We start from the raw sequence: 21,343 nt of genomic DNA, 5'->3' as shown, positions 1-21,343 counted from the left end.
GGCCCGCGCCGCGCGCCGGGTCGCGCGGGTGCGCCGCCAGGCCCTCCGGCCGACCATGGTGGAGGGGCCACGGGTCAGGAGGCGCCGACGATGCGCAGCGACGACGACACCCTCCGTGGCGGGCCCCGACCCCGTACGGTCGGCGCGGACGGGCGCGGCGTGCTGGACGTGCTGGTCGTCGGCGCGGGACCGGTCGGCCTGACCGCCGCCGCCGAGCTGCGCCGTCGCGGCACCGGAGTGCGGATCGTCGACCGGCTGCCGGCCCGCCTCCCGTACGCCAAGGCGATCGGCATCCAGCCCCGCACGCTGGAGGTCTGGGACCGGATGGGCTGCGTGCGGGCCGCGCTGGAGGCGGCCGTCCCGCTGCGCGGGCAGCTCCTCTACGTCGACGGCGTCGAGCGCTCCCGGTTCGACCTGGTCCTGCCGCCCGAGGTGCCGTACCGCTTCGCCGCGCTGCCGCAGTACGAGACGGAGCGGATCCTGGAGGAGTTCCTGACCGGCTTCGGGACCCGCGTCGAACGGGGCACGGAGCTCGTGTCGTTCGGGCAGGACGCGGACGGGGTGACCGCCCGGCTCGTCTCGGCCCGCGACACGGGGCCGCCGGTGGAGGAGGAGGTCCGCTGCCGGTATCTGGTGGGCTGCGACGGCGCGCACAGTGTGGTGCGCAAACAGCTCGCCCTCGGCTTCGAGGGCGGCGCGTTCCCCGAGGAGTACATGCTGGGCGACGTCGTGGTCGACTGGGACCTGCCGCCCTGGTACGCGGTGCGTTCGACGCGCCGGGGCGGCGCGGACGGTGCCGACGACGACGTCCTGGTGTGCATCCCGCTGCCGGGGCAGGGGCGTTACCGCGTGTCGATGAGACTGTCACCGGAACTCTCCACGCCACGCCCCGAGGACCCCGGGCCCGCGGACGGGGTGGCCCACGGCCTGGACGGCGGAGCCCGGCCGCCGGCGCTCGCCGACCTCCAGCAGGTCCTGGACCGGCTCTCGCCCCGGCCCGCGACGGCCTCGGCACTGCGCTGGTCCTCGGTGTTCCGCATCAGCCACCGGCTGGTCGAACGGTACGGCGAGGGCCGGGCGTTCCTCGCGGGCGACGCGGCGCACATCCATCCACCGACCGGTGCGCAGGGCATGAACACCGGCATCCAGGACGCGTACAACCTGGCGTGGAAGCTCTCCCTCGCCGTCGAGGGGACGGCGCACCCCGGGCTGCTCGCCAGCTACGACGCCGAGCGGCGCCCGGTCGGCGAGGAGGTCGTCGGGCGCACCGTGCGGCACGCGAGCGGGGGCGTGCAGGCCGATCCGGAGGACCCGCGGACACTGCTGATGCGCGAAGCGCAGCTGCTCGTCGGCTACCGGGGCGGCCCGATCACGGACGGCGGCACCAGCGACGGCGGCACCAGGGACGACGCCCCCGGCCCCCGCCCCGGCGACCGGGTCCCGGACTGTACGGGCCTCACGACCGTGCTCGCCGCCCAACCCCTTCGCCTGTTCGACCTGTTGCGGGGCCGCGACCACCTGCTGCTGCTGTACGGCGACGACCGGACGGCCGACGACTTCGCCCGACTCGCGGCGCGGGCGGCGGAGTTGTCGCACGGTGCCGTGCGGACCTGTGTGCTGCTCGCCGCCGACGGGGGCGCCACCAACGGGGTGGGCGCGCCGGGGCTTCCGGTCTACCGGGACGCGCGGGGCGAGTTCGCCCGGATCCTCTCCGTACGGGCGCCAACGGCCCTTCTCGTACGGCCCGATGGCTATCTGGGGGCCCGGCTGCACCCGCCCACGGCGGAGGGCCTCGCCGCGGGGCTCGCCCGCGTGTTCCGCGCGTGAGGGGGTGCGCGGGGCTCGTCGTGCGGGAGCCCGGTCACGGGCCTAGCCTGGAGAGGAGTGTCGCCCTCGTGTGGCAGGAGGCTGCCGTGAGGAACTCGCAGGCCCGTTGGCGCAAGCTCGGCATCGGTGTGGCCCTCGCCGGCACCCTGGCCGTCCCGGCGGCGGCGGGAGCCGCGTACGGCGTGACCGCCCCCGCTCCACCACCGCCGGCCGCCGCCTCGGCGTCGACCACCGCACCGTCCCCCTCGGGGGAGCAGTTCCCCCAGCTCAGCCCTGCCGTCGCCGCGCGACTGGACAAGGCGGTCCAGGCCGTCATGAGCGAGGCGAAGGTGCCCGGCGTGATGGTGGCGCTGTCCGCGCCCGGCAAGGGCGAGTACATCCGCGCCTTCGGCACCGCCGACAAGGCGACGGGGCAGCGGATGACCCCGGGCCTGTACATGCGGATCGGCAGCGAGACGAAGACGTTCACGGTCACCGCGCTGCTCCAGCTCGTGGACGAGGGCAAGGTCCGCCTCGACGACCCGATCGGGAAGTACATCACCGGCGTGCCGAACGGGGACCGCATCACGCTGCGGGAGCTCGCAGGGATGCGCAGCGGTCTGTTCAACTACTCGGCGGACGAGGACTTCTTCAAGGCCTTCACGTCCAACCCCAGACGCCCCTTCACCCCGCAGCAGTTGCTGGACTACTCGTTCAGGCACCCGGTCAACTTCGAGCCGGGCGCGGAGTTCGAGTACTGCAACACCAACACGATCCTGCTGGGCCTGCTGGTCGAGAAGGTCAGCGGCAAGCCGCTGCACGACTACATCGATCAGAACGTCGTCCGGCCGGCCGGCCTCCGGCACACGCTCTTCCCGACCGGCGCGGAGTTCCCGCACCCGCACGCCCACGGCTACACCAACCAGACGGCGACGGGACAGACCGAGGACGCCACCGACTGGAACCCGTCCTGGGGCTGGGCGGCCGGCGCGATGATCTCCGACCTCCAGGACATGCGCACCTGGGCCAAGGTCCTCGCCACGGGCACGCTGTTGACCCCCGAGACGCAGGCGCAGCGGCTGAAGGTCAGCTCGACGGGGACGCCGGACACCGGCTACGGCCTCGGCATCTTCAAGGTCGAGGGCTGGACCGGCCACAACGGCTCGCTGCCCGGCTACGAGTCCCTGACGCTCTACCTGCCGCAGGAACAGGCCACCCTCGTCGTGCTCCTGAACACCGACATCCTGCACGACCAGGTGGAGCCCAGCACGCTGTTCGGGAAGGCGATCACCGAGATCGTGACCCCGGCCCACGTGTTCGACCTGCCGAAGCCGACCGAACCGGCCGCCTCGACGCCGCCCGCCTCTTCGTCCCCGGCCTCGACACCGCCCGAGACCAGGTTCCCGGCCCCCTGACGGTCCGTCTCCCGGCCCCTCGCGCGGGCGGGCCGCCCCTCGGCTCCGTCCTCCGGGTCCCGTGAGGGATCATGGACAAAGGAGTCGAGAAGGGACGGGACGAAGAATGAGGCACCGCAGTGTCGCCGACCTCATGACGCCGACCGCCGTGTCGGTCCAGCCCGGCACGCCGTTCAAGGAGATCGCGCGGCTGCTGGACGAGTACGGCATCACGGCCGTACCGGTGGTCGACCCGGAGAACCGGCCGGTGGGGGTGGTCTCGGAGGCCGATCTGCTGCGCCGTCACACGGCCAAGGAGGGCCCGAGTTCCGCCGAGGCCATGATGTCGAGCCCCGTCGTCGTCGCCCGCCCGTCCTGGACGGCGGTCGAGGCGGCACGGGTGATGGAGCGCCACCGGGTGAAGCGGCTGCCGGTCGTCGACGTGGAGGGGCGGCTCATCGGCGTGCTCAGCCGCAGCGATCTGCTCCAGCTTTTCCTGCGGCGGGACCGGGCCATCCAGGAGGAGATCCTGGAGGACGTCGTCACCCGGATCCTGGGCCTCTCCCCCGCGTCCCTCCACATCGACGTGTCCGAGGGCCGGGTGACGCTGACCGGCTCGCTGCCCCGCAAGGGCGTCGGGCCGATCTTCGTGCGCCTCTGCGAGGACGTGGACGGGGTGGTGGAGGTGGTGGACCGGCTGTCCTACGGGGACCAGGACGCGGCGGACCCGTCACCGGGGTCCGCCACACCGGAGAACGCCTAGCCGCGCGGGATGCAGGGGTCGCAGCAGGCCGGAGCCGGTTCCACGCAGACCTTCACCGAGTCGGTGTTGTCGGACGGGTCGGGGTCCTTCTCGACGGCGGTGACCGAGGCGGTGTTCGTGAGCAGTCCGGTCCTGGTCGCCTTCGCCCGCAGGACGAGGGTCGCGCGCCCGCCGACGGGCAGGTCGCCGACCGCCCACTGGCCGGTCGCGGGGTCGTAGGTGCCACGGGAGGCCTCGGAGGAGAGGAACGCGAGGCCGGCCGGGAGCCGGTCGGTGACGGTGACGCCGGTCGCCGGGCTGGGGCCGGCGTTGTGGACGGTCACCCGGTAGACGACGGTCTGGCCGACGGTGACGGTGGTGGCGTCGGCGGCCTTCGTCACGTCCAGGTCGGCGGCCGGCCGGACCACGGTGACGGCTTCGTCGGACGTGGCCGTGAGCGTCTCGGGCGTGGGGCCGAGCCGGTTCTCGTAGGCGGCGCTCGCCGTGTTGGTGACGCGGGTCCCGGCCGTCCCCAGGCCGAGCACGACGCGGTACTCGACGGTCGTGCCGCCCGGCAGGGCCGCGGTGTTGGCCAGGCTGCCGCCCTGGGTCGCGGAGGCGTCGGTGCCCAGCCGGAAGACCACCGCGTTCGCCGCGGCGTCGTAGGAGGCCTGGTCGTCGCCGGCCCGGTCGGTCTTCACCCCGCTGTTGGGACCGTCGATGACGCGCAGCGAACCGGGCACGTACGTGGTGCCGGCGGGCAGCGCGTCGGTGAGGACGAGCCGCTCGGCGGCGCCGCCGCCCTCGTTCCTCGCGTTGATCCGGTACGTGACGACGTCGCCGACGTCGAGCGGGCCCTCCGGGATCGCGGTCTTGGTGAGCACCACGTACGGGGCGGTGCCGAAGAAGATCCCGTCGAGGAAGTTGCCGATCCCCTGGTTGCCGCCGGCGGCCGAGACGGAACGGAAGGCGAAGCGGGTGGTGGTCTGCCCGGCCGGGACCATGTACGTCCCGGTGTAGTAGCCCCACGCCGTGTTGCCGTCGGTGAACGTGCGCTGCTCGACCACGCCGCCCGGGGCGCCGATGTCGAGCGCCATGGTGTCCTGCCCCTGCCGGCCGCGGTGGTAGAGCCGCCAGTACAGCTTGGTGCCGGGGGTGGTCGGGAGGTCCTGGTACAGCGTCGAGACCTGGTTGGCGTTGAGCTCGGCGAACTGCTCGCCGTCCGCCGACGGCACGCCGTTGAAACCGGAGTGCCACAGCTCGATCATGTGGTCCGTGGCGGTGGTCCGCCAGCCCGGGACGCTCCTCGGGGCCTGCGTCTGGGAGGCGTCCGGCAGGAACGCCATGTCGGTGACGGGCGGTTGCTCGAAGCTGCCGTTGACGAGGGCGACCCGCAGCGGGGCGGGAGGAGGTGTGCTCATTGCTGACGTCTCCTGTCGGTCGACGGTGCGCCGTCGCCCCGCCGACCCGGCCCCCGCGCTGCGGGCGGTACGGACGGACGGGACCGGGAACGCTCCGTAGCCCAGCACCCGCCCCAGGGTCACGTACAGTCGCGACGAGGGAGTCCCGGCCACCCCGGGCCCGGAGGTTTGCGCGCCCCGGCACCCCGCGTCACAGCCCTGCCGCCGGCCCCCGCGCCCTCCGCCGCGCCCCTTCCCGCACCCTGGGCGACACGGTCCCCACGCGCACCGCCCGTGCTGACCGGATGCCACCGCCACGTGACGACCCCACGCCACAGGAGCAGGTGAATTCACGGGCGCCACATTGACGTACGCGCGTACGGGAAACAGGGGGCCCGCCGGTGTGCGTCGGCACCGGCGGACCCGGGGGGGGTGCGGCGGCCCTCTCAGGAGACCGCCTCCGGCCAGCCGTATCCGGGTCCGGTACGCCGCGGCACGGTGTCGGCGCCCACGGCCTCCATCTCCCGGTCGGCCTCCCTCATCAGCTTTCCGGCCAGATCCTTCATGGCCCGGCTCGCGGCGAGCTCGTCGCCGATCGCCGGCACGTCCACGTCCGCCGGGTTGCACCGGGCGGTGCCGCGGCCCGTGAGGGTGGACGCGCCGGTGTCCAGGTGCGCCTCCGCCCTGGTCCTGCCGCCCTCCTCGACCAGATCCAGGCCGACCTTCCACTCCAGGTGGCGCGTCATGGCCTGCCTCCTCGTGCGCTCGTGCCCGCGGACCACGCGGGAGCGCCGCGCGGCCCTCTCCCTTCAGCATCCGTCCGACGGCGCGCGGACGCGACACGCCGCCAAGAGGGTCCTTCGCTCACCCGTCCGGCGGACCCCGACTGCGGATGTCCGCGCTCCCGCCGACGCTGGTGTCCATCGCGGCCGTACCTGAGGAGGGCCCATGGCATCGATGGACGTACCGGCCGATCTGCCGAAACAACGTGCGGAGACCCGCGCCGCCACCCCGCCCACGCTCACCTGGGTGACGCTCGCGCTGATGACCACCGCCTCGGTGGCGAGCCTGCGGGCGGCGCCGACGATGGCCGTGTACGGCCTCGCGTGCGTGTTCCTGTACCTCGTGCCGGCCATCGTCTTCCTGCTGCCGACCGCGCTGGTCTCCGCCGAGCTCGCCTCCGGCTGGAGCGGCGGCGTCTACCGCTGGGTGGCCGAGGGGCTGACCAAGCCGCTGGGCTTCCTCGCGGTGTGGTGCCAGTTCGCGATGACGATCTTCTACTACCCGAGTCTGCTGGCCTTCGTGGCCTCGACCATCGCGTACGTCATCGATCCCTCGCTCGCCTCCAACGGCGTCTACACCGCGATCGTGATCATGGTGCTGTACTGGACCGGCGTCTGGGTCTCCTCGCGCGGCACGAAGGCCCTGGCCGGGCTGTCCAGCTGGGGCCTGGTCATCGGCACCCTGGTCCCCGGCACGGTCCTCGTCGTCCTCGGCATGGTCTTCCTCGGCCAGGGCAACCCCTCGGCCGCGCCCATGGACTCCAGCCACCTGCTGCCGCAGTGGACCGGCCTCGCGAGCCTCGTCCTGATCGTCAACAACTTCCTGTCGTACTCCGGCATGGAGATGAACGCGGTGCACGTCTCCTCGCTGAAGGACCCGGCGAAGGAGTACCCGAAGTCGATGTTCCTGGCGATGGGCCTGGTGCTGCTCATCTTCATCCTGCCCGCGCTCGCCATCAGCTGGGTCGTCCCCGCGGACCAGCTCAGCCTCACGGCCGGCGTCATGCAGGCGTTCGACGCGTTCTTCTCGTACTTCGACGTCGGGTGGATGACCCCGATCGCCGCCGTCATGCTGATCTCCGCCTCCCTCGGCGGCATGCTGACCTGGCTCGCCGGGCCGTCCAAGGGCCTCCTGGAGATCTCCCGCCAGGAGGGCTACCTGCCGCCGTTCCTGCAGAAGCTGAACAAGTTCGGCATCCAGCAGAACATCCTCGTCACCCAGGGCGTCGTGACCTCGGTCATCGCCCTCATGTACGCGCTGATCCCGAACGTCTCCAGCGTCTACTGGATCTTCTCGACCATCACCACACAGGTCTACCTCATCGTCTACCTGCTGATGTTCGTGGCGGCGATGCGGCTGCGGAAGAACAAGCCCGACCACCCGCGCGGCTACCGCGTGCCGATGCTCGGCCTGGTCTGCACCGTCGGCCTGCTGGCCTCGCTGGCGGCGATGGCGATCGGCTTCGTGCCGCCCTCCCAGTTCGGCGGCGGCAGCGTGCTCTCGTACGTCCTGTTCATCGCGTGCGGCCTCCTGGTCCTCGGCCTCCTCATCCCCTGGATCTTCCTGAAGGTCCGCAAGCCCAGCTGGCGCACGGCGGCGGCCACCGGCGGCGAGGGCACCCCCAGCGAGGGAGACCTCTCATGAGCCCGACCCGCTTCGCCTCCGAGCACAAGTGGATCTACTGGGGCGCCATCGCCATCCTGGTGGGCCTGCTCATCGCCGGTCTCGTGCGCTACACCAGCTTCAAGCGCACGAACGAGAGCCAGAAGAAGGCCGACCAGCTCAGCCAGGAGCTGGTGAAGGCCGGCTACCCGGCCCCCGACACGGACACCGTCCAGCGCCTGCTCGGCACGGACGGCGGCCAGGTCTGCGAGGACCCCGACAGCGCCCTGAAGACGGCGCTCTACCGGATCCAGCAGCTGTCCAACGGTGCCACGGGACCCGGCAACCGCCCGATCATCGCCGACACCAAGGCCGTGGACGCGGAACGGATCGTCCTCCAGGTCTACTGCCCCGACCAGGTCGACGGCTTCGACAAGGCCGTCGACGACCTGAAGACGGACGACACCGTGAAGAGGTGACCGCACCTTCCGGAGGACCCGCACGTCCGCCCGCACCCCCGCCCGTCGCACGGGCGGGGGTGCAGCCACGAGGGCCCCCGCACTGCCCTCCCGGGACTGGTCGGGCGCGGCACGGCGCGGGACCATCGGGGCAGGAGCCGTTGGCCGTCGACCGGGAGGCAGCTCGTGCGCGCGAAGACCAGGGGCCGGGACGGCACCTCCGAGGACCGGCCGGCCGGGAACGCCCGCACGGGCACGACGGCCCAGGAGCCGCGGACGACCGCGGGACCGGCGCGCGGAGCCGTCTCCCCCGCGAACGCCGCCGCGTGGCAGGCGCGCATCGGCAACGCGGCCGTGGCGCGCGCGGTACAACGGGAACGGGAAAGCGACGGGAACCAGGAGCCGGCCCCGGGCCGCTCCCTCGTCCACGACGTCCTCCGGCGCCCCGGGCGGCCCCTCGGGGAGCCGCTGCGCGCGGAGATGGAGCAGCGGCTCGGCGCGGACTTCTCCGATGTACGGGTCCACACCGGGGCGACGGCCCAGCGCTCCGCCGCCGAGATCGGAGCCCGGGCCTACACGTCCGGGCGGGACGTGGTCATCGGGGCCGGCGGCGGGGACAAGCACACGCTGGCGCACGAGCTGACCCACGTCGTCCAGCAGCGCGGAGGGCCCGTCCCCGGCACCGACAACGGTGCGGGCCTGTCGCTGTCCGACCCCTCCGACGCCTTCGAGCGGGCCGCCGAGGCCAACGCCACCCGGGTGATGGCCGCGCGGCCCCGGCCCGCACCCGGCCGGGCGCCCGACGCCCGGACCCCGGGGCGGGCCACGCCCCCGGGCGGGCGCCCGGACGCGCCCGTGCAGCGCATGCTCGGCTTCGAGACGGAGATCAGCCTCCCCGTGGAGAACGCCCAGGGGAACATGTACGAGGGCGACACCGACCTGGCGAAGAGCACCAAGGAGGACTTCAAGGTCGTCTCCGACAAGCGCTCCCTGAACGACGGTGCCGGGTACTCGAACATCGAGTTCGTCACCGGAGCGGTCAAGGTCGTCGGCCCGGAGAACGAGGCGGGGAACGAGCGGCTCGACCGGCTGGTCGACGAGATCCGCACGGTACGGGACGCCTTCTACGGGGCGGCCGACATGGCGCCCCTGGCGAACATGACGCTGGATCTGGAGATCCTGACCGCCGGCGCGGAGGCCCGCGTCGCGCCCGGCCTCCCGTACACGGAGCACTCCGGTCAACCGGGCCTGGGCGACGGCCTGTTCGTCCACTACTCCGTCGGCGTGCCGCTGAAGGGCATGCCCCTCTTCTTCGACCACCTGAGGACCGCCGCCCCCGCCACGCCGACGGCACCGAACCGGCGCGCCCGGTTCCGGCTCACCCAGGCGAAGAGCTTCGCCGCGGCGGTCGTGGCGATGTACGAGGGGGACGCCGGCACCACGAAGAAGCGCAAGCAGCTGGACACGGACGCGCTCGACGGCTACTGCCAGCTGTTCTTCACACAGGTCGCGGCGGTGGCGGACTACGTCGCGGAGGAGGAGGACCGCGGCCAGATCAAGAACCTGACGGCCGTGCTGTCCCGGTCCCGGCTGTCGGACGTCCGCGCGCTCCTCGAAACCGAGTTCAGGGGCTTCCTGAACAGGCGGGGCGAGGACGTCCTCACCCTCCTCGCCGGATACCAGGAGGACTCCGGCGAGGGCACGCAGCTGGACTTCAAGGAGAAGGCCACCCGGGACGTCGAGGGCGGCCCGGTGTCCCTCCTCTCCTTCGCCTGGTCGGCGATCAAGGGCACTCCGAAGGTGTTCCAGCAGCGGGTCTTCGGCGGCATGAACCAGATCGACCCGCACGAGGAGGCGGGTGCCGTGATGGTCCCCTTCGAGATCCGCACCATGGGCAGCCAGATGAAGACCTGGGACCAGCTGAGGACCGAGCTGCACGACCTGGCGCGCTGGGCGGAGGAGGCGTACCGCCACGACCGGGGGCAGTCCGGCGACACCAGCCGGCGCCGCACCGGACCCGGACCCGACAGCCCGTGACCCGCGCCCGGTTCGAACGGCCCGCCGAGGCCGGCGCGCGGCGGGTCATGGCCGCGCCCGGTCCGGCGGGCCGGGGCTTCGCACCTGTTCTGAGAGCGCTCTATACCGGTCTTCCTTGAGACTGGCCGAAACGCGGATCGGCGGACCGAAGTCCGCCGATCCGTCCCGTTGTGCCCCGCGAACGTACCGGGCAATCCGGACGGTTGGCCGTCACGTGGTGGATGTATTTTCCGGACAGCGGAAACGGGGGTGATATTGCGCGGACGCAAAGATGCCCGAGGATGGGCCGCGCCGCCGGTCACCTCAGGTCGTTGAGCATCCCGCTCACGTTGAGGACCTCGTGGCACTTCTGCGCTCGACGGCCCGTGGCCGGGGTGCCCGGCTTCGCGCAGGTCACCTGGATGGTCACGGTCTGACTCTCGTTGATCCTGATGGGGGTGACCCAGTGGTAGTCCTGGTTGCGAAACGTCTCCAGGGCGATCGTCGTGATCTTGCGATCGCCGAAGCCGATGGTCATGACACCCTCGTCGCCCTGGAAGTTGGCCACCACGATGTCCGTGATCCCGAACGTCTTCCCCTTCGGCACGGTGTAGGTGCCGGTCGCGGTCTCGCCGCCGCGGGTCTCCAGGTCGATGGTGGCGGAGCCCTGCTGTCCCGCCGACGTCCCGGGACCGGTCCCGGGTCCGGTCCCGGTCCCGCCGTCGCCGCCGGTGCCGGGCTTGTCGCCGGTACCGCCGGGCTGCTTGCCGTCGCCCGTCCCCGGCGGCCGGACGCTCGGGACGGCGGTGGGCGCGGGACGCTTCTGGACCACCTCGTCGGCGGCCTCCTTGGCGGTGCTGCGGACGGCGGGGCGGACCAGCGCGAACCAGGCGACCAGCAGCGCGACGAGCGCGGCGAGGAGCACGAGCAGCCAGCGCGGGAAGACCGGTATCTGGACGAACTCGGCCTCCACCGGCGGCCGGACGAGCGCCGGGTCCGACGGCTCGGCGCCGTCCCGGGCCTCGGTCGCCGCCACCGTGAACGGCCACGTCGTGGGCGTGCCGAACCACACCGGCCGGCCGGCCCGGACCCGCAGCGCCGCCTCCGCCGACTCGCCGGGCTCCAGGTCCTGCGCCATGGGCCGGAAGTCGAACTTCAGCTCCTCGCCCTGCTGACCGGCCGTGAAGGCCACCCGTACGGGCGCGTTGCCCTCGTTGCGGACCGCGAGCCGGTACCGGCCACGGAGCCAGCCCCGCCTGCGGCCGGGCGCGAGCGCGGTGCGCAGCTCCCGGAACTCCTCGACGTGCACGACGGTCTCCGGCACCCGTACCGCCTCGGGGTGCTCGGTCGGCAGCACGCGTACGGCGAGCGGCACGTCCCCGGCCCGCACCCGCGGCGAGCGCGGCGGTTCCAGACGGATCGTCACCGTCTCCGTGGTGCCCGGGTAAAGGGACACCCGCTCGGGTTCCACCGTCGTCCAGGCGGCACAGTCGCCGACGACCTCCAGGTGGTACGCCTCGACGATGTCGCCGTCATTGCGGACGGTGAGGCTGGTGGTCGCTGTGCCGCCGGGGACGACCGACACCCGCGGGATGTCGAGACCGGGCGCGCCAGCGCTGGAAGAGGCAGCTGAGGACGTCACCCCGGCGACGCTAGGCCGAAGGCCCCGGGGGCTCCACGGATGCGAGGGCAACGCCCCGGCAGACACGGTGCCTGAAAGGGGCGCCCCGCCGACGCCGCGCCCCGCGCGTCCCCCGCACCCCCGCAACTCCCGCCCGCGCCCGCACCTCTCCCTCCACGACCCGCCACGCGCACAACTCACACCACTCACACCACTCACGTCGTTCGCACCACCCACACCGCTCGCACCACTCACGTCGTTCGCATCGATCACGTCCTTCCTCGCTCCTCCTCTCCGCGCACGTCTCAACCGACACCGAACAGGTAGCGACTCATGAGCCGAGCTCAGCACAGCGGACCCGTCACCGCGTCCGGCACCGGACCCCTCACCGTGCCCGCCCAGCACTCCGCCCGGGACCAGGGCGCCGCCCGGGACCGGGACCTGCCCCGTACCCACGACGCCTCCGGCCCCCGGGACCTCATAGAGACCCCGCCCGCGCCGCGGTCGCCGTCCGGCCTCGCCGACCGGCGGATCACCGTGGCCGTGTACGCCTCGGACCCGATCCTGCACGTCGGGGTCGTGCACCAGCTCCGCCAGCGCCCCGAGGTCGAGCTCCTCGACGGGGCGCGTGCCGCCGAGGCGCGCGTCTCGCTGGTGACCGTGGACAGCGTGGACGACGAGACGGCCGCGCTGTTGCGCCGGCTGCGGCACAACTCCCGTACCCGCACCGGGCTCGTGGTCGGCACCTTCGAGTCCGGCGACGCGCTGCAGCGGGCCATCGACTGCGGGGTGACCGCGGTGCTGCGGCGCGCCGAGGCCGACCAGGACCGCCTGCTGCGGCTGGTCCTGGCGATGGCGAACGGCGAGGGCGTGCTCCCCGGCGACCTGCTGGCCAAACTGCTCAGCCATGTCGGCAGCCTGCAGCGCTCCACGCTCGACCCGCAGGCCTCGTCGCTCTCCACCCTCACCCAGCGCGAGGCGGACATGCTGCGCCTGGTGTCGGAGGGCCTGGACACCGCCGAGATCGCGCGCACGACCTCGTACTCGGAACGCACCGTCAAGAACGTCCTGCACGAGGTCATCACCCGGCTCGAACTGCGCAACCGCACCCACGCGGTCGGCTACGCCCTGCGCAACGGCCTGATCTGACCGGCCTTCGTTCGGGCCGGTGCGGGCGGCGCGCGCGACCGCACCGGCCCCTCGGGACTGCCCCAAAGCACACCGGGCACTTCCCCCGGGTGCGGCCCCGGGGGCCCTGCCGGGCCGTACCGTCCGGCGGGCAGGGTGGCGGGTCGTACGGACCCTGCTGCACCCGACTGTGAGGTGGACCGTGATGAGCACGGGCGGCTCCGGCGGCCGACGGCACCGCTGGGGGAGGGTCGGCGCGCCCATGCTGCTGCTGGTCCCCCTGCTCGCGGTGACCGCGGCCTCCGCCCCCGACCGGGCGGAGGCGGGCCCTCGGGCCGCCGACGCCGGTGACGTCCGCGTCGCGTACGCGGGGACGCGGCACCGCAGTCTGGGCCGGGTGACGAGCGGCACCACCAGCGCCCCGCTGTTCGGCGAGGCCCCGACCCATCTGGACGTCCAGCCGGCCGCGCTGGGCGACGTGCTGGTGTTCGCCAGTCGCCGCGACGAGAAGACCCCGCAGATCTACCTGCGCGCCGCGGACGGCTCGGTCGACCGGCTGACCAGCGGCTTCGACGCGGCCAACCCGCGGCTCACCCCGGACGGGCGCGCGGTGGTCTTCGACGCCGCCCCGCCCGGCGGCGGACAACGCGACCTGTGGCGGGTGGGCACCGACGGGTCCGGCCCCGACCGGCTCACCGACACCGCCGCGAACGAGGAGCACCCGACCGTCTCGCCGGACGGCGCGCGGCTCGCGTACTCCAGCGACGCCGACCCGGTCCTCGGTCGGCAGGTCTACGTCCGCCCGCTGGAGGGCGGCGACGCCACCCTGGTGAGCGACCCCGCCCAGGGCGCCGCCACGGAGCCCGTGTGGAACCCGGTGGACGACGCCACGCACCGGGAGCTGATCGCCTACACCGCGACCCGCGACGGTGTCCCGCGGCTGCGGTGGACCGACGGGAGCACCGGCGGGGCGCTGTTCGCCGGCACACCGGGGCAGTGGCGGACCCACGGGGCATCGTGGATGCCCGACGGGAACAGGGTGCTGTTCCTCAGCCCCGACCGCACCTGCGACTGCGAGGGCGACTGGGACCACGTCTTCCGCGTGACCGCCCGCACGGACGCCACGCCCGAGGTGGTGCTCAGCGAGAACCGCGAGGTCGGCTCGCCGACCTGGCTCGGCCCGCCCGACGGCGGCGGCACCGTGGTCGAGCGGATCACGGCGGCCGACGCGCACGAGGTGACCCTCCAGGACGTACGGTCCGACGGCTCCGATCCGCGCGACCTCGGCAGGCCCGTCCTCAACGAGGACCCGGCCGCCGACACCGAGACCGATCCGAGGCGGGACCCGCTGTTCCGGCCCGCCCCCGGGTTCGATCCGTGGACCGAGCGGCAGAACTACACCCCCGACGGGCGCCGGATCGTGTTCACCCGCTTCGAGGGCCCACGCGACGCCCGGATCGAACGGATCTGGACGGCGGACGCCGACGGCACGAACGAGGCGGCGCTGCCGCTGGCCGGGCGGGGCCCCCGCGACTGGGACACCGACCCGACGTTCTCCCCCGACGGCAGACTCCTCGCCTTCACCCGCACCTCCCCCGGCGGGGTGGGCGACGCCTCCGGCCCCGGACGCATCCTGATCGCCGACGCCGCGACCGGGGCGCTCCGAGGGGAGATCGTCCCGCCGGCCGGGCAGGCGGTGGGCGGCGACGCCCAGCCCACCTGGTCGTCCGACGGCACGACGCTGGCGTTCACCCGCAACCAGGTCATCGACGGCAACGGCGGCAACAAGCACGTCTGGACCGTGCCCGTCGACCGGCTCGGCCTGCAGCGCGACCTCAGCTCGGTCATGTGCCCGGAAGGCTGCCGGGTCATCGACGACAGCCCGGCGTTCTCCCCGGACGGCACCCTCCTCGCCTTCAACCGGAAGAACGGCGGCGGCCTGGTCGACGAGCGCAACGGCCTCCTGCTCGCTCCCGTGAACGCCGACGCCTTCGACGGCGGCTGCCGCGTGCTGCTGCCCGAAGCCGCCCGCGACGTGCCGGGGGCCTGTCACCGCGAGCTGCCCGACACGACGTACACCGGGCCCCACCAGCCGCGCGACGCGGCCTGGACCGCCGACGGCCGGAGCCTGGTCATCAGCGCCCGGGCCGCGGCGGCCGCGAACAGCCCGGAGAAGCTGCACCTGGTGGACCTCGCGACCGGCGCCCTCACCCCGCTGACCGCCGGCCTGCCGGGCCGCCAGAAGGAACCCGCCGTGCAGCAGTCCGTCGACCTCGCCGTACGGGCGCCGGACATCGTCCCGCCGCTGACCGTCGGCGTGCCCGGGATCGTACGGGTCCACGTCGTCAACGCCGGCCCCGCGGCCTCGCCCGGCACCCGGCTCACCCTCGCGCCCCCCTTGGGGCTCACCGTCACCGCGCTCACCGCGCCCGGCGCCACCTGTGACGCGGCGGCCCTGACCTGTGCCCTCGGCATCGTGCCGCCCGGTGGCGACGTCCCGGTGGACGTCACGTTCACCGGGACCGCGCCGGGCGACCAGTTCGTGGACTGGTCGGTGACCGGCGCCGTCCTCGACCCCCGCCCGAGCGACAACGCGGGCCGCACGCTCGTACCGGTCCGCGAGGCCGCGCCGCCCACCCCCTCGCCCTCGCCGTCGACGCCCACGCCGACCGTCCCGCCGACGACCTCCGCGCCCCCCACCCCGACTCCCCCGCCACCGCCCGAGCCGCCCGCGCCACGGGCCGGGCCCGGCGTACGGATCACCGCGCAGCCGCTGCCCGGGTACGTGGGCGGGCGCGTCGTCGTCACGTACACGGTCCGCAACGGGCGCGCCGCGCTCGCGACCGGCCTCCGGCTGCGCGTCGGCCTGCCGCCCGGCGTCCCCCACAACGGGCCGCCGCCCGGCTGTGACAGCGGCTGGAACTGCGCGCTGCCGGACCTCGCGCCGGGCGCCCGCGTCGTCCTCCAGGTCGTCCTCAGCCCCGACCGCGCCTTCACCTCCCGGGCCACCGCCGTGCTCACCACCACCGGCACGGACGCCGACCTCCGCGACAACACCGCACGGCAGCGGATCCGCGTCCTCCAGCCGCGGATCGTCGCGGTGCCCCCGATCGGCAAGCCCGGCTTCGTCACCTCGGTGCGCGGCAAGGACTTCCCGCCCGGCGCGCCCGTACGGTTCACCTGGCGGCCGGGCATCACCGCCGCGGCGGCACCGACCGTGCCCGGCCCCGACGGCACCTTCATCGGGCAGTTGCTGATCCTCGCCAAGGACCAGACCGGGCCGCGGGTGATCACCGCGAGCGGGCCGGGCTTCGGCCCGGTGCGGACCGACTTCCTCGTGGTCAGCGGCACGGTGCAGCCGCCCGACGTGGTGGCCCGCCGATGATCCACGAGGTCGACGAGGCGCTGCGCCGCCTCCTGACGGAGTCCGGCCTGGAGGCGGCGGGCGTCGACGTGGTGTTCGACGCCCCGACCCGCGACTGGGCCGCGCGCCGCAGCACGCCCACGGTCTGCGTGTTCCTGTACGACATCCGCGAGGACCACGCCCGGCGCGGCAGCGGCGCGGGCGAGGTCTACGACGAGGAGGGGTTCGTCGTCGCGCGCCGCACCCCTCCCCGCTGGTTCGAGCTGACGTACCTGGTGTCCGCGTGGGCCGGCCGCCCCGAGGACGAGCACCGGCTGCTCTCCCAGGTCCTCGTCTGCCTCACGGCCCGCGACGACCTCCCGGCCCGGCTGCTCGGCGGGACCCTCGCCGAACTCGGCCTGCACGTACCGCTGGACGCCGGCGCCACCGGGCCCGACACCCCCTCGGCCTCCGACGTCTGGTCGGCGCTCGGCGGCGAGCTGAAGCCGTCGATCGGGGTACGGGTCAGGGCCCCGCTGGCCGGTATCAGCCGGCTCACGGCCCCACCGGTCACCGACGGCCTCGTCGTCCGCGCCGCGCCGCGCTCCGTCCCCGACGCCGAGGACACCCGTCGCCTCCGCTACACCGAGGTCGACGCGCCCGGCCCGGACGAGGGCCTCGGCGGCCCCCGGGACCGCCGCCCCACCCCCGCCCGCCGACGCCGAGGAGAACGCCAGCCGTGACCAGCACCGTCCCCGCCACGGGCGGGGGCCCGGCTTCCGCGCGGACCGCGACCCGGGGAGGAGGCCAGGCGGGGGAGCCGGCGCCCGCGCGGACCGCGACCCGGGGAGGGGACCAGGCGGGGGAGCCGGCCCCCGCACCGCCCGCCACGCAGGCGCCCGCACCGCTCCTCTCGCAGGCGCCCACACCGCATGTCCCGCAGCCACCCGACCCGGAGGACCGGCAGCCGACCCCCCTGGACGGCCCGCGGCCACCCGCAGCGCCTGCCGCGCAGGCGCCCGACCCGGACGGCCCGCGGGGGATCGCCCCCGCCGGGGTCGCCCCCGTCCCGTACCTCTGGAGCCGTCTGCGGCTCGTCGAGGAGCGGGTGCGGGGGGCCGTGGCTCGGCGGGTGGCCGTCGACCCCGACCCGGACAACCCCTACCGGGGGCAGTTCCTGACGCCGGAGGCCGTCGCGCGCGTCCTCGACCCGCCGTACGACCCCCGCCTCCCCGCACTCGCGCCCGAACTCCCGCCGCCCGGCTCGCCGCTGGACGTCCTGGCCGCCCGCTTCGCGCTCGCCCCGCTGGACCTCGACCTGCTCCTGATCGCCCTGGCCCCGGACGTCGACGCCCGGTTCGAGCAGCTGTACGGCTATCTCAACGACGACCTGACGCGCCGTCGGCCCACCGTCGGGCTCGCGCTCGACCTGTGCGGCCGCACCGGTGTCCCGGCCGCGCGGTTCCGGCTCTCCCCCGCCGCTCCGCTCGTCGCCGGGGGCCTGGTCGAGGTGGGCGAGCCCGAACGGCCGCCGCTGTCGCGGGTCCTGACCGTGCCCGACCGGGTCACCGCGCACCTGCTCGGCGACCCGTCGCCGGACGCGTCGCTCGCCGAGGTCCTCGGCCTGGCCCCCGAGGACCCGGCCGCCGATCCCGGCGAACGGGACCGGGCGGTCGTCGCCTCGGGCCACGGCCACGTCCACCTCCGCTCCCACGGCGGCGACCCGGCGGGGCTCGCCGCCGCCGCGCTGCGGGCCCGCGGTCTCGGCTCGCTGCCGCTGGACGCGGCGGCCCTGGGCCGGCCCGTCGGCACGGTGCCCGCGCTCGCCCGGACCGTCGCCCGCGAGGCCCGCCTGGCCGGTGCCGGGGTGCTGCTGGGGCCGTTGGAGGAGCTGCCCGACCACCCCGCCGAACGGGCCCGCGTCCTGCGCACGTTCTGCGCGGAGCTGCGCGGCATCCCCCTGTTCACGTACGGCACGAGCGGCTGGGAGCCCGCCTGGGCCGCCGACACCCCCGTCACCTTGGCGGTGGCGGCCCCCTCCCCCGACCGGCAGGCGGCCCGCTGGCGGGACGCCCTGGAGCGGGCGACGGCGCGGTACGGGGCGGGGGCGTACGGGGCGGGGCCCGGCTCCACGGCGTACGGCGAGGGGCTCGGCGCCACGGCGTACGAGCCGGGGCCGGCCGAGGCGTACGACGCGAGCCGGGGCGAGGGGTACGACGGAGGCCCGAGCGCAGGGTTCGACGGGGGCCCGAGCTCGGGGTACGACGGAGGCCCGAGCGACGCCGACGCGCTCGCGCGGTCCGTGGCCGCGCACCGGCTCGACGCCGGGCAGTTGCGCCGTGCCGCCGGTGCCGCGGTGCGGACGGCCGCGCTGGACGGCCGGCCGGTGGCAGCGGGCGACCTGCGGGCGGCCGTGCGGGCCCAGAACGGCGCGGGACTGGCCCGGCTGGCCCGCCGGGTGGAGCCCGCGGTGGGCTGGGACGATCTGGTGCTGCCCGCCGCGACGCACCGGCAGTTGAGGGAGCTCGCGGTGCGGGCCCGCCACCGCGACCAGGTGCTCGGCGGGTGGGGGATGCGCCCGGGCGGCGGGCGCGGTCGGGGGGTGATCGCGCTGTTCGCCGGCCCGTCCGGCACGGGCAAGACCATGTCCGCCGAAGTCGTGGCGGCCGATCTCGGCATGGACCTGTACGTGGTGGACCTGTCGACGGTGGTCGACAAGTACGTCGGCGAGACCGAGAAGAACCTGGAGCGGATCTTCACGGAGGCGGCGGCCGTCAACGCGGTGCTGCTGTTCGACGAGGCCGACGCGATCTTCGGCAAGCGGGCGGAGGTGAAGGACGCCCACGACCGGCACGCCAACATCGAGTCGGCGTACCTGCTCCAGCGGATGGAGTCCTTCGACGGCCTCGCCGTCCTGACCACGAATCTCCGCGCCAACCTGGACGAGGCGTTCACGCGCCGGCTGGACGTGATCGCGGACTTCCCCGTGCCCGACGCCGCCCAGCGGCTGGCCCTGTGGGAACGGTGCCTGGGCGGGCTGCTGCCCCGGGCGGACGACCTTGATCTCCGTTTCTGCGCGGACCGGTTCGAGCTGGCCGGCGGTTCGATCCGGGCCTGCGCGGTGACCGCCGCCTACGCCGCCGCCGCGGCGGGCGCGCCGCTGACCATGGTGCAACTGGTGACGGCCGTCGCCCAGGAGTACCGCAAGCTGGGCCGTCTCGTCCTGGAGGGCGAGTTCGGACCGTACCTGTCCCGGGTCGCGCACGCGTGATCCGCCCCGGCTGCCCCGGGCGTCCGGGGAGGGCAGCGCGGATGCCCCCGGCCAGGTCCGTGTGCCCCTGCCGCCGCCGACGCCCGCCGGAAAGGCTGGGGCGAAGCTGATCACCGCGCGGCGCCACCCGTGGCCGAAGGAAGCCGACCGAAGGAGCGAGCATGCCGACGTACCTCACCCCGGGCGTGTACGTGGAGGAGGTGCAGTCCGGTGCTCGCCCGATCGAAGGGGTCGGCACCGCCGTCGCCGCGTTTCTCGGGTTCGCCCAGAACGGGCCCTTCCACGAGCCGACCCTGGTCACCAGCTGGGACCAGTACACCCAGTCGTTCGGCGGGTTCACGGCGGGCGCCTTTCTGCCCCTCGCGGTCCACGGGTACTTCGCGAACGGCGGCGGCGCCGCGTACATCGTGCGGATCGGCGGGTCCACGCCGGACGGCGCCGGGGCGTCCGCGTCCGGTCCTCGGGAGCTCCCGGCGGCCCGGCCGGTCGAGCTCGGCGGCTTCCTCGTCTCGGCCCGGCCCGGGGTCACCGGCGTGTCCGTCGAGATCGCCGACGTGGAGGGCGAGAACCCGCCCGAGGACCGCTTCCGGGTCCTGGTGCGCCAGGGCGACCAGGTCGCCGAGACCTTCGACGTGTCCACCCGCAAGAGCGTCAAGGGGTACTTCGTGACCCAGGCGCGCGGCTCGCGGCTCATCGAGGTCGCCGAGCAGCGCGAGGCCACCCAGAACCGGCCCGCCGCCCAGACGGTCGCCCTGCCCGACGCGCCGGCCGCCCCCGCGCCGGCGTCGGCGCCCGCCGCGCAGGGCGACGCGGCCCGTCTCGACGCGGCCGAGTACGTCGGGGACGCGGACGCGCGCACCGGCTTCGCGGGCCTGGAGACGATCGACGAGATCACCATGGTGGCGGTGCCGGACCTGATGAGCGCGTACGAGCGCGGCGACATCGACGCCGAGGGCGTGCGTACGGTACAGCTCGCGGTGATCGCGCACTGCGAGCAGATGGGCGACCGGGTGGCCGTCCTGGACACGCCCCCCGGTCTCTCCGCCCAGCAGGTGCGCCGCTGGCGCAACGACGAGGCGGGCTACGACTCGCGCCACGCCACGCTCTACTACCCGTGGGTGCGGGTTTTCGACCCGGCGGCCGGGCGCAACGCGACCGTCCCGCCGAGCGGGCACATCGCCGGCGTGTGGGCGCGCAGCGACGCCGAGCGCGGCGTGCACAAGGCCCCCGCCAACGAGGTGATCCGCGGCGTCGTGGACCTGGAACTGAAGCTGAGCAAGGGCGAGCAGGACCTGCTCAACCCGATCGGCGTGAACTGCGTGCGCGCGTTCCCCGGCCGCGGCATCCGGATCTGGGGTGCCCGCACCCTCTCCTCCGACCCGGCCTGGCGCTACCTGAACGTGCGCCGCCTCTTCAACTACCTGGAGGAGTCCATCCTGTTGGGCACCCAATGGGTGGTCTTCGAGCCGAACGACGACCGGCTGTGGTCCAGCATCCGGCGCAACGTCACGGCGTTCCTCACCGAGGAGTGGCGCCGGGGCGCCCTGTTCGGCCGGACGGCGGCCGAGGCGTTCTACGTCAAGTGCGACCGGGACAACAACCCGCAGGAGTCGATCGACCAGGGCCGGGTGGTCTGCGAGATCGGCGTCGCGCCCGTCAAGCCCGCCGAGTTCGTGGTGTTCCGGCTGGCGCAGTTCTCGGACAGCACCAGTCTCGTCGACGAGTGACGGACAGCAGGACCGGACAGCGGGACCGGACAGCGGGACCGTGAGCCAGTGA

The 21,343-nt window shown here is 74.3% G+C and carries 14 protein-coding genes; 11 read left to right on the top strand and 3 right to left on the bottom strand.

The window, feature by feature from the left end:
- Positions 1-90 precede the first annotated feature (90 nt).
- The 3 genes from AB0Q96_RS37085 to AB0Q96_RS37075 all read left to right on the top strand — a co-directional run bounded on the left by AB0Q96_RS37085 (position 91) and on the right by AB0Q96_RS37075 (position 3,963).
- Positions 91-1,827: an FAD-dependent monooxygenase gene (locus tag AB0Q96_RS37085; RefSeq protein WP_365333405.1), complete on the top strand. Its 1,737-nt coding sequence runs from the start codon at positions 91-93 to the stop codon at positions 1,825-1,827.
- Positions 1,828-1,913: 86 nt separating this feature from the next.
- Positions 1,914-3,221 carry a serine hydrolase domain-containing protein gene (locus AB0Q96_RS37080; protein ID WP_365333403.1) on the top strand — a complete coding sequence of 436 codons (1,308 nt, stop codon included), beginning with the start codon at positions 1,914-1,916 and terminating at the stop codon, positions 3,219-3,221.
- Positions 3,222-3,327: 106 nt separating this feature from the next.
- Positions 3,328-3,963, top strand: coding sequence for a CBS domain-containing protein (locus AB0Q96_RS37075; protein WP_365333401.1), 636 nt, complete (start codon positions 3,328-3,330; stop codon positions 3,961-3,963).
- Here the strand turns inward: AB0Q96_RS37075 and AB0Q96_RS37070 are convergent.
- Complete coding sequence (locus AB0Q96_RS37070; RefSeq protein WP_365333400.1) at positions 3,960-5,363, bottom strand: hypothetical protein; 1,404 nt, start codon at positions 5,361-5,363, stop codon at positions 3,960-3,962. The two genes, AB0Q96_RS37075 and AB0Q96_RS37070, sit on opposite strands and share 4 nt — an antisense overlap.
- A 425-nt stretch (positions 5,364-5,788) precedes the next feature.
- Positions 5,789-6,088, bottom strand: coding sequence for a DUF1876 domain-containing protein (locus AB0Q96_RS37065; protein WP_365333399.1), 300 nt, complete (start codon positions 6,086-6,088; stop codon positions 5,789-5,791).
- Between the two features lie 202 nt (positions 6,089-6,290).
- Between AB0Q96_RS37065 and AB0Q96_RS37060 the strand changes: the two genes are divergently transcribed.
- The 3 genes from AB0Q96_RS37060 to AB0Q96_RS37050 all read left to right on the top strand — a co-directional run bounded on the left by AB0Q96_RS37060 (position 6,291) and on the right by AB0Q96_RS37050 (position 10,222).
- Positions 6,291-7,769, top strand: a complete 1,479-nt coding sequence (locus tag AB0Q96_RS37060; protein ID WP_365333397.1) for an APC family permease — start codon at positions 6,291-6,293, stop codon at positions 7,767-7,769.
- The gene (locus AB0Q96_RS37055; RefSeq protein ID WP_365333395.1) at positions 7,766-8,206 is read left to right on the top strand and encodes a hypothetical protein; all 441 of its coding nucleotides are present in this window, start codon (positions 7,766-7,768) and stop codon (positions 8,204-8,206) included. The genes AB0Q96_RS37060 and AB0Q96_RS37055 overlap by 4 nt, the downstream gene beginning before the upstream one ends.
- A gap of 165 nt (positions 8,207-8,371) precedes the next feature.
- Positions 8,372-10,222: a DUF4157 domain-containing protein gene (locus tag AB0Q96_RS37050; protein ID WP_365333393.1), complete on the top strand. Its 1,851-nt coding sequence runs from the start codon at positions 8,372-8,374 to the stop codon at positions 10,220-10,222.
- A gap of 298 nt (positions 10,223-10,520) precedes the next feature.
- Here AB0Q96_RS37050 and AB0Q96_RS37045 read toward each other — a convergent pair whose 3' ends face one another.
- Positions 10,521-11,843 (bottom strand): hydrolytic protein, encoded by a 1,323-nt coding sequence (locus AB0Q96_RS37045; protein WP_365333391.1) that lies wholly within the window; start codon positions 11,841-11,843, stop codon positions 10,521-10,523.
- 312 nt (positions 11,844-12,155) lie between these two features.
- Between AB0Q96_RS37045 and AB0Q96_RS37040 the strand changes: the two genes are divergently transcribed.
- The 5 genes from AB0Q96_RS37040 to AB0Q96_RS37020 all read left to right on the top strand — a co-directional run bounded on the left by AB0Q96_RS37040 (position 12,156) and on the right by AB0Q96_RS37020 (position 21,291).
- Positions 12,156-12,971, top strand: coding sequence for a response regulator transcription factor (locus tag AB0Q96_RS37040; RefSeq protein WP_365333389.1), 816 nt, complete (start codon positions 12,156-12,158; stop codon positions 12,969-12,971).
- 184 nt (positions 12,972-13,155) lie between these two features.
- A complete protein-coding gene (locus AB0Q96_RS37035; RefSeq protein ID WP_365333387.1) occupies positions 13,156-16,335 on the top strand; it encodes a hypothetical protein in 3,180 nt (1,059 codons plus the stop codon).
- A complete protein-coding gene (locus tag AB0Q96_RS37030) occupies positions 16,332-17,036 on the top strand; it encodes a DUF4255 domain-containing protein (protein ID WP_365333385.1) in 705 nt (234 codons plus the stop codon). Before AB0Q96_RS37035 ends, AB0Q96_RS37030 begins: the two co-directional genes overlap by 4 nt.
- A gap of 299 nt (positions 17,037-17,335) precedes the next feature.
- A complete protein-coding gene (locus AB0Q96_RS37025) occupies positions 17,336-19,564 on the top strand; it encodes an ATP-binding protein (protein WP_365333444.1) in 2,229 nt (742 codons plus the stop codon).
- A 161-nt stretch (positions 19,565-19,725) separates the two neighbouring features.
- Positions 19,726-21,291: a phage tail sheath family protein gene (locus AB0Q96_RS37020; RefSeq protein WP_365333381.1), complete on the top strand. Its 1,566-nt coding sequence runs from the start codon at positions 19,726-19,728 to the stop codon at positions 21,289-21,291.
- Positions 21,292-21,343 lie beyond the last annotated feature (52 nt).

This window comes from Streptomyces sp. NPDC093111 (assembly GCF_040683955.1).
Lineage (GTDB): Bacteria > Actinomycetota > Actinomycetes > Streptomycetales > Streptomycetaceae > Streptomyces.
Note: the sequence above shows the minus strand (reverse complement) of the source record. Positions and strands in the feature narration are given on the sequence as shown.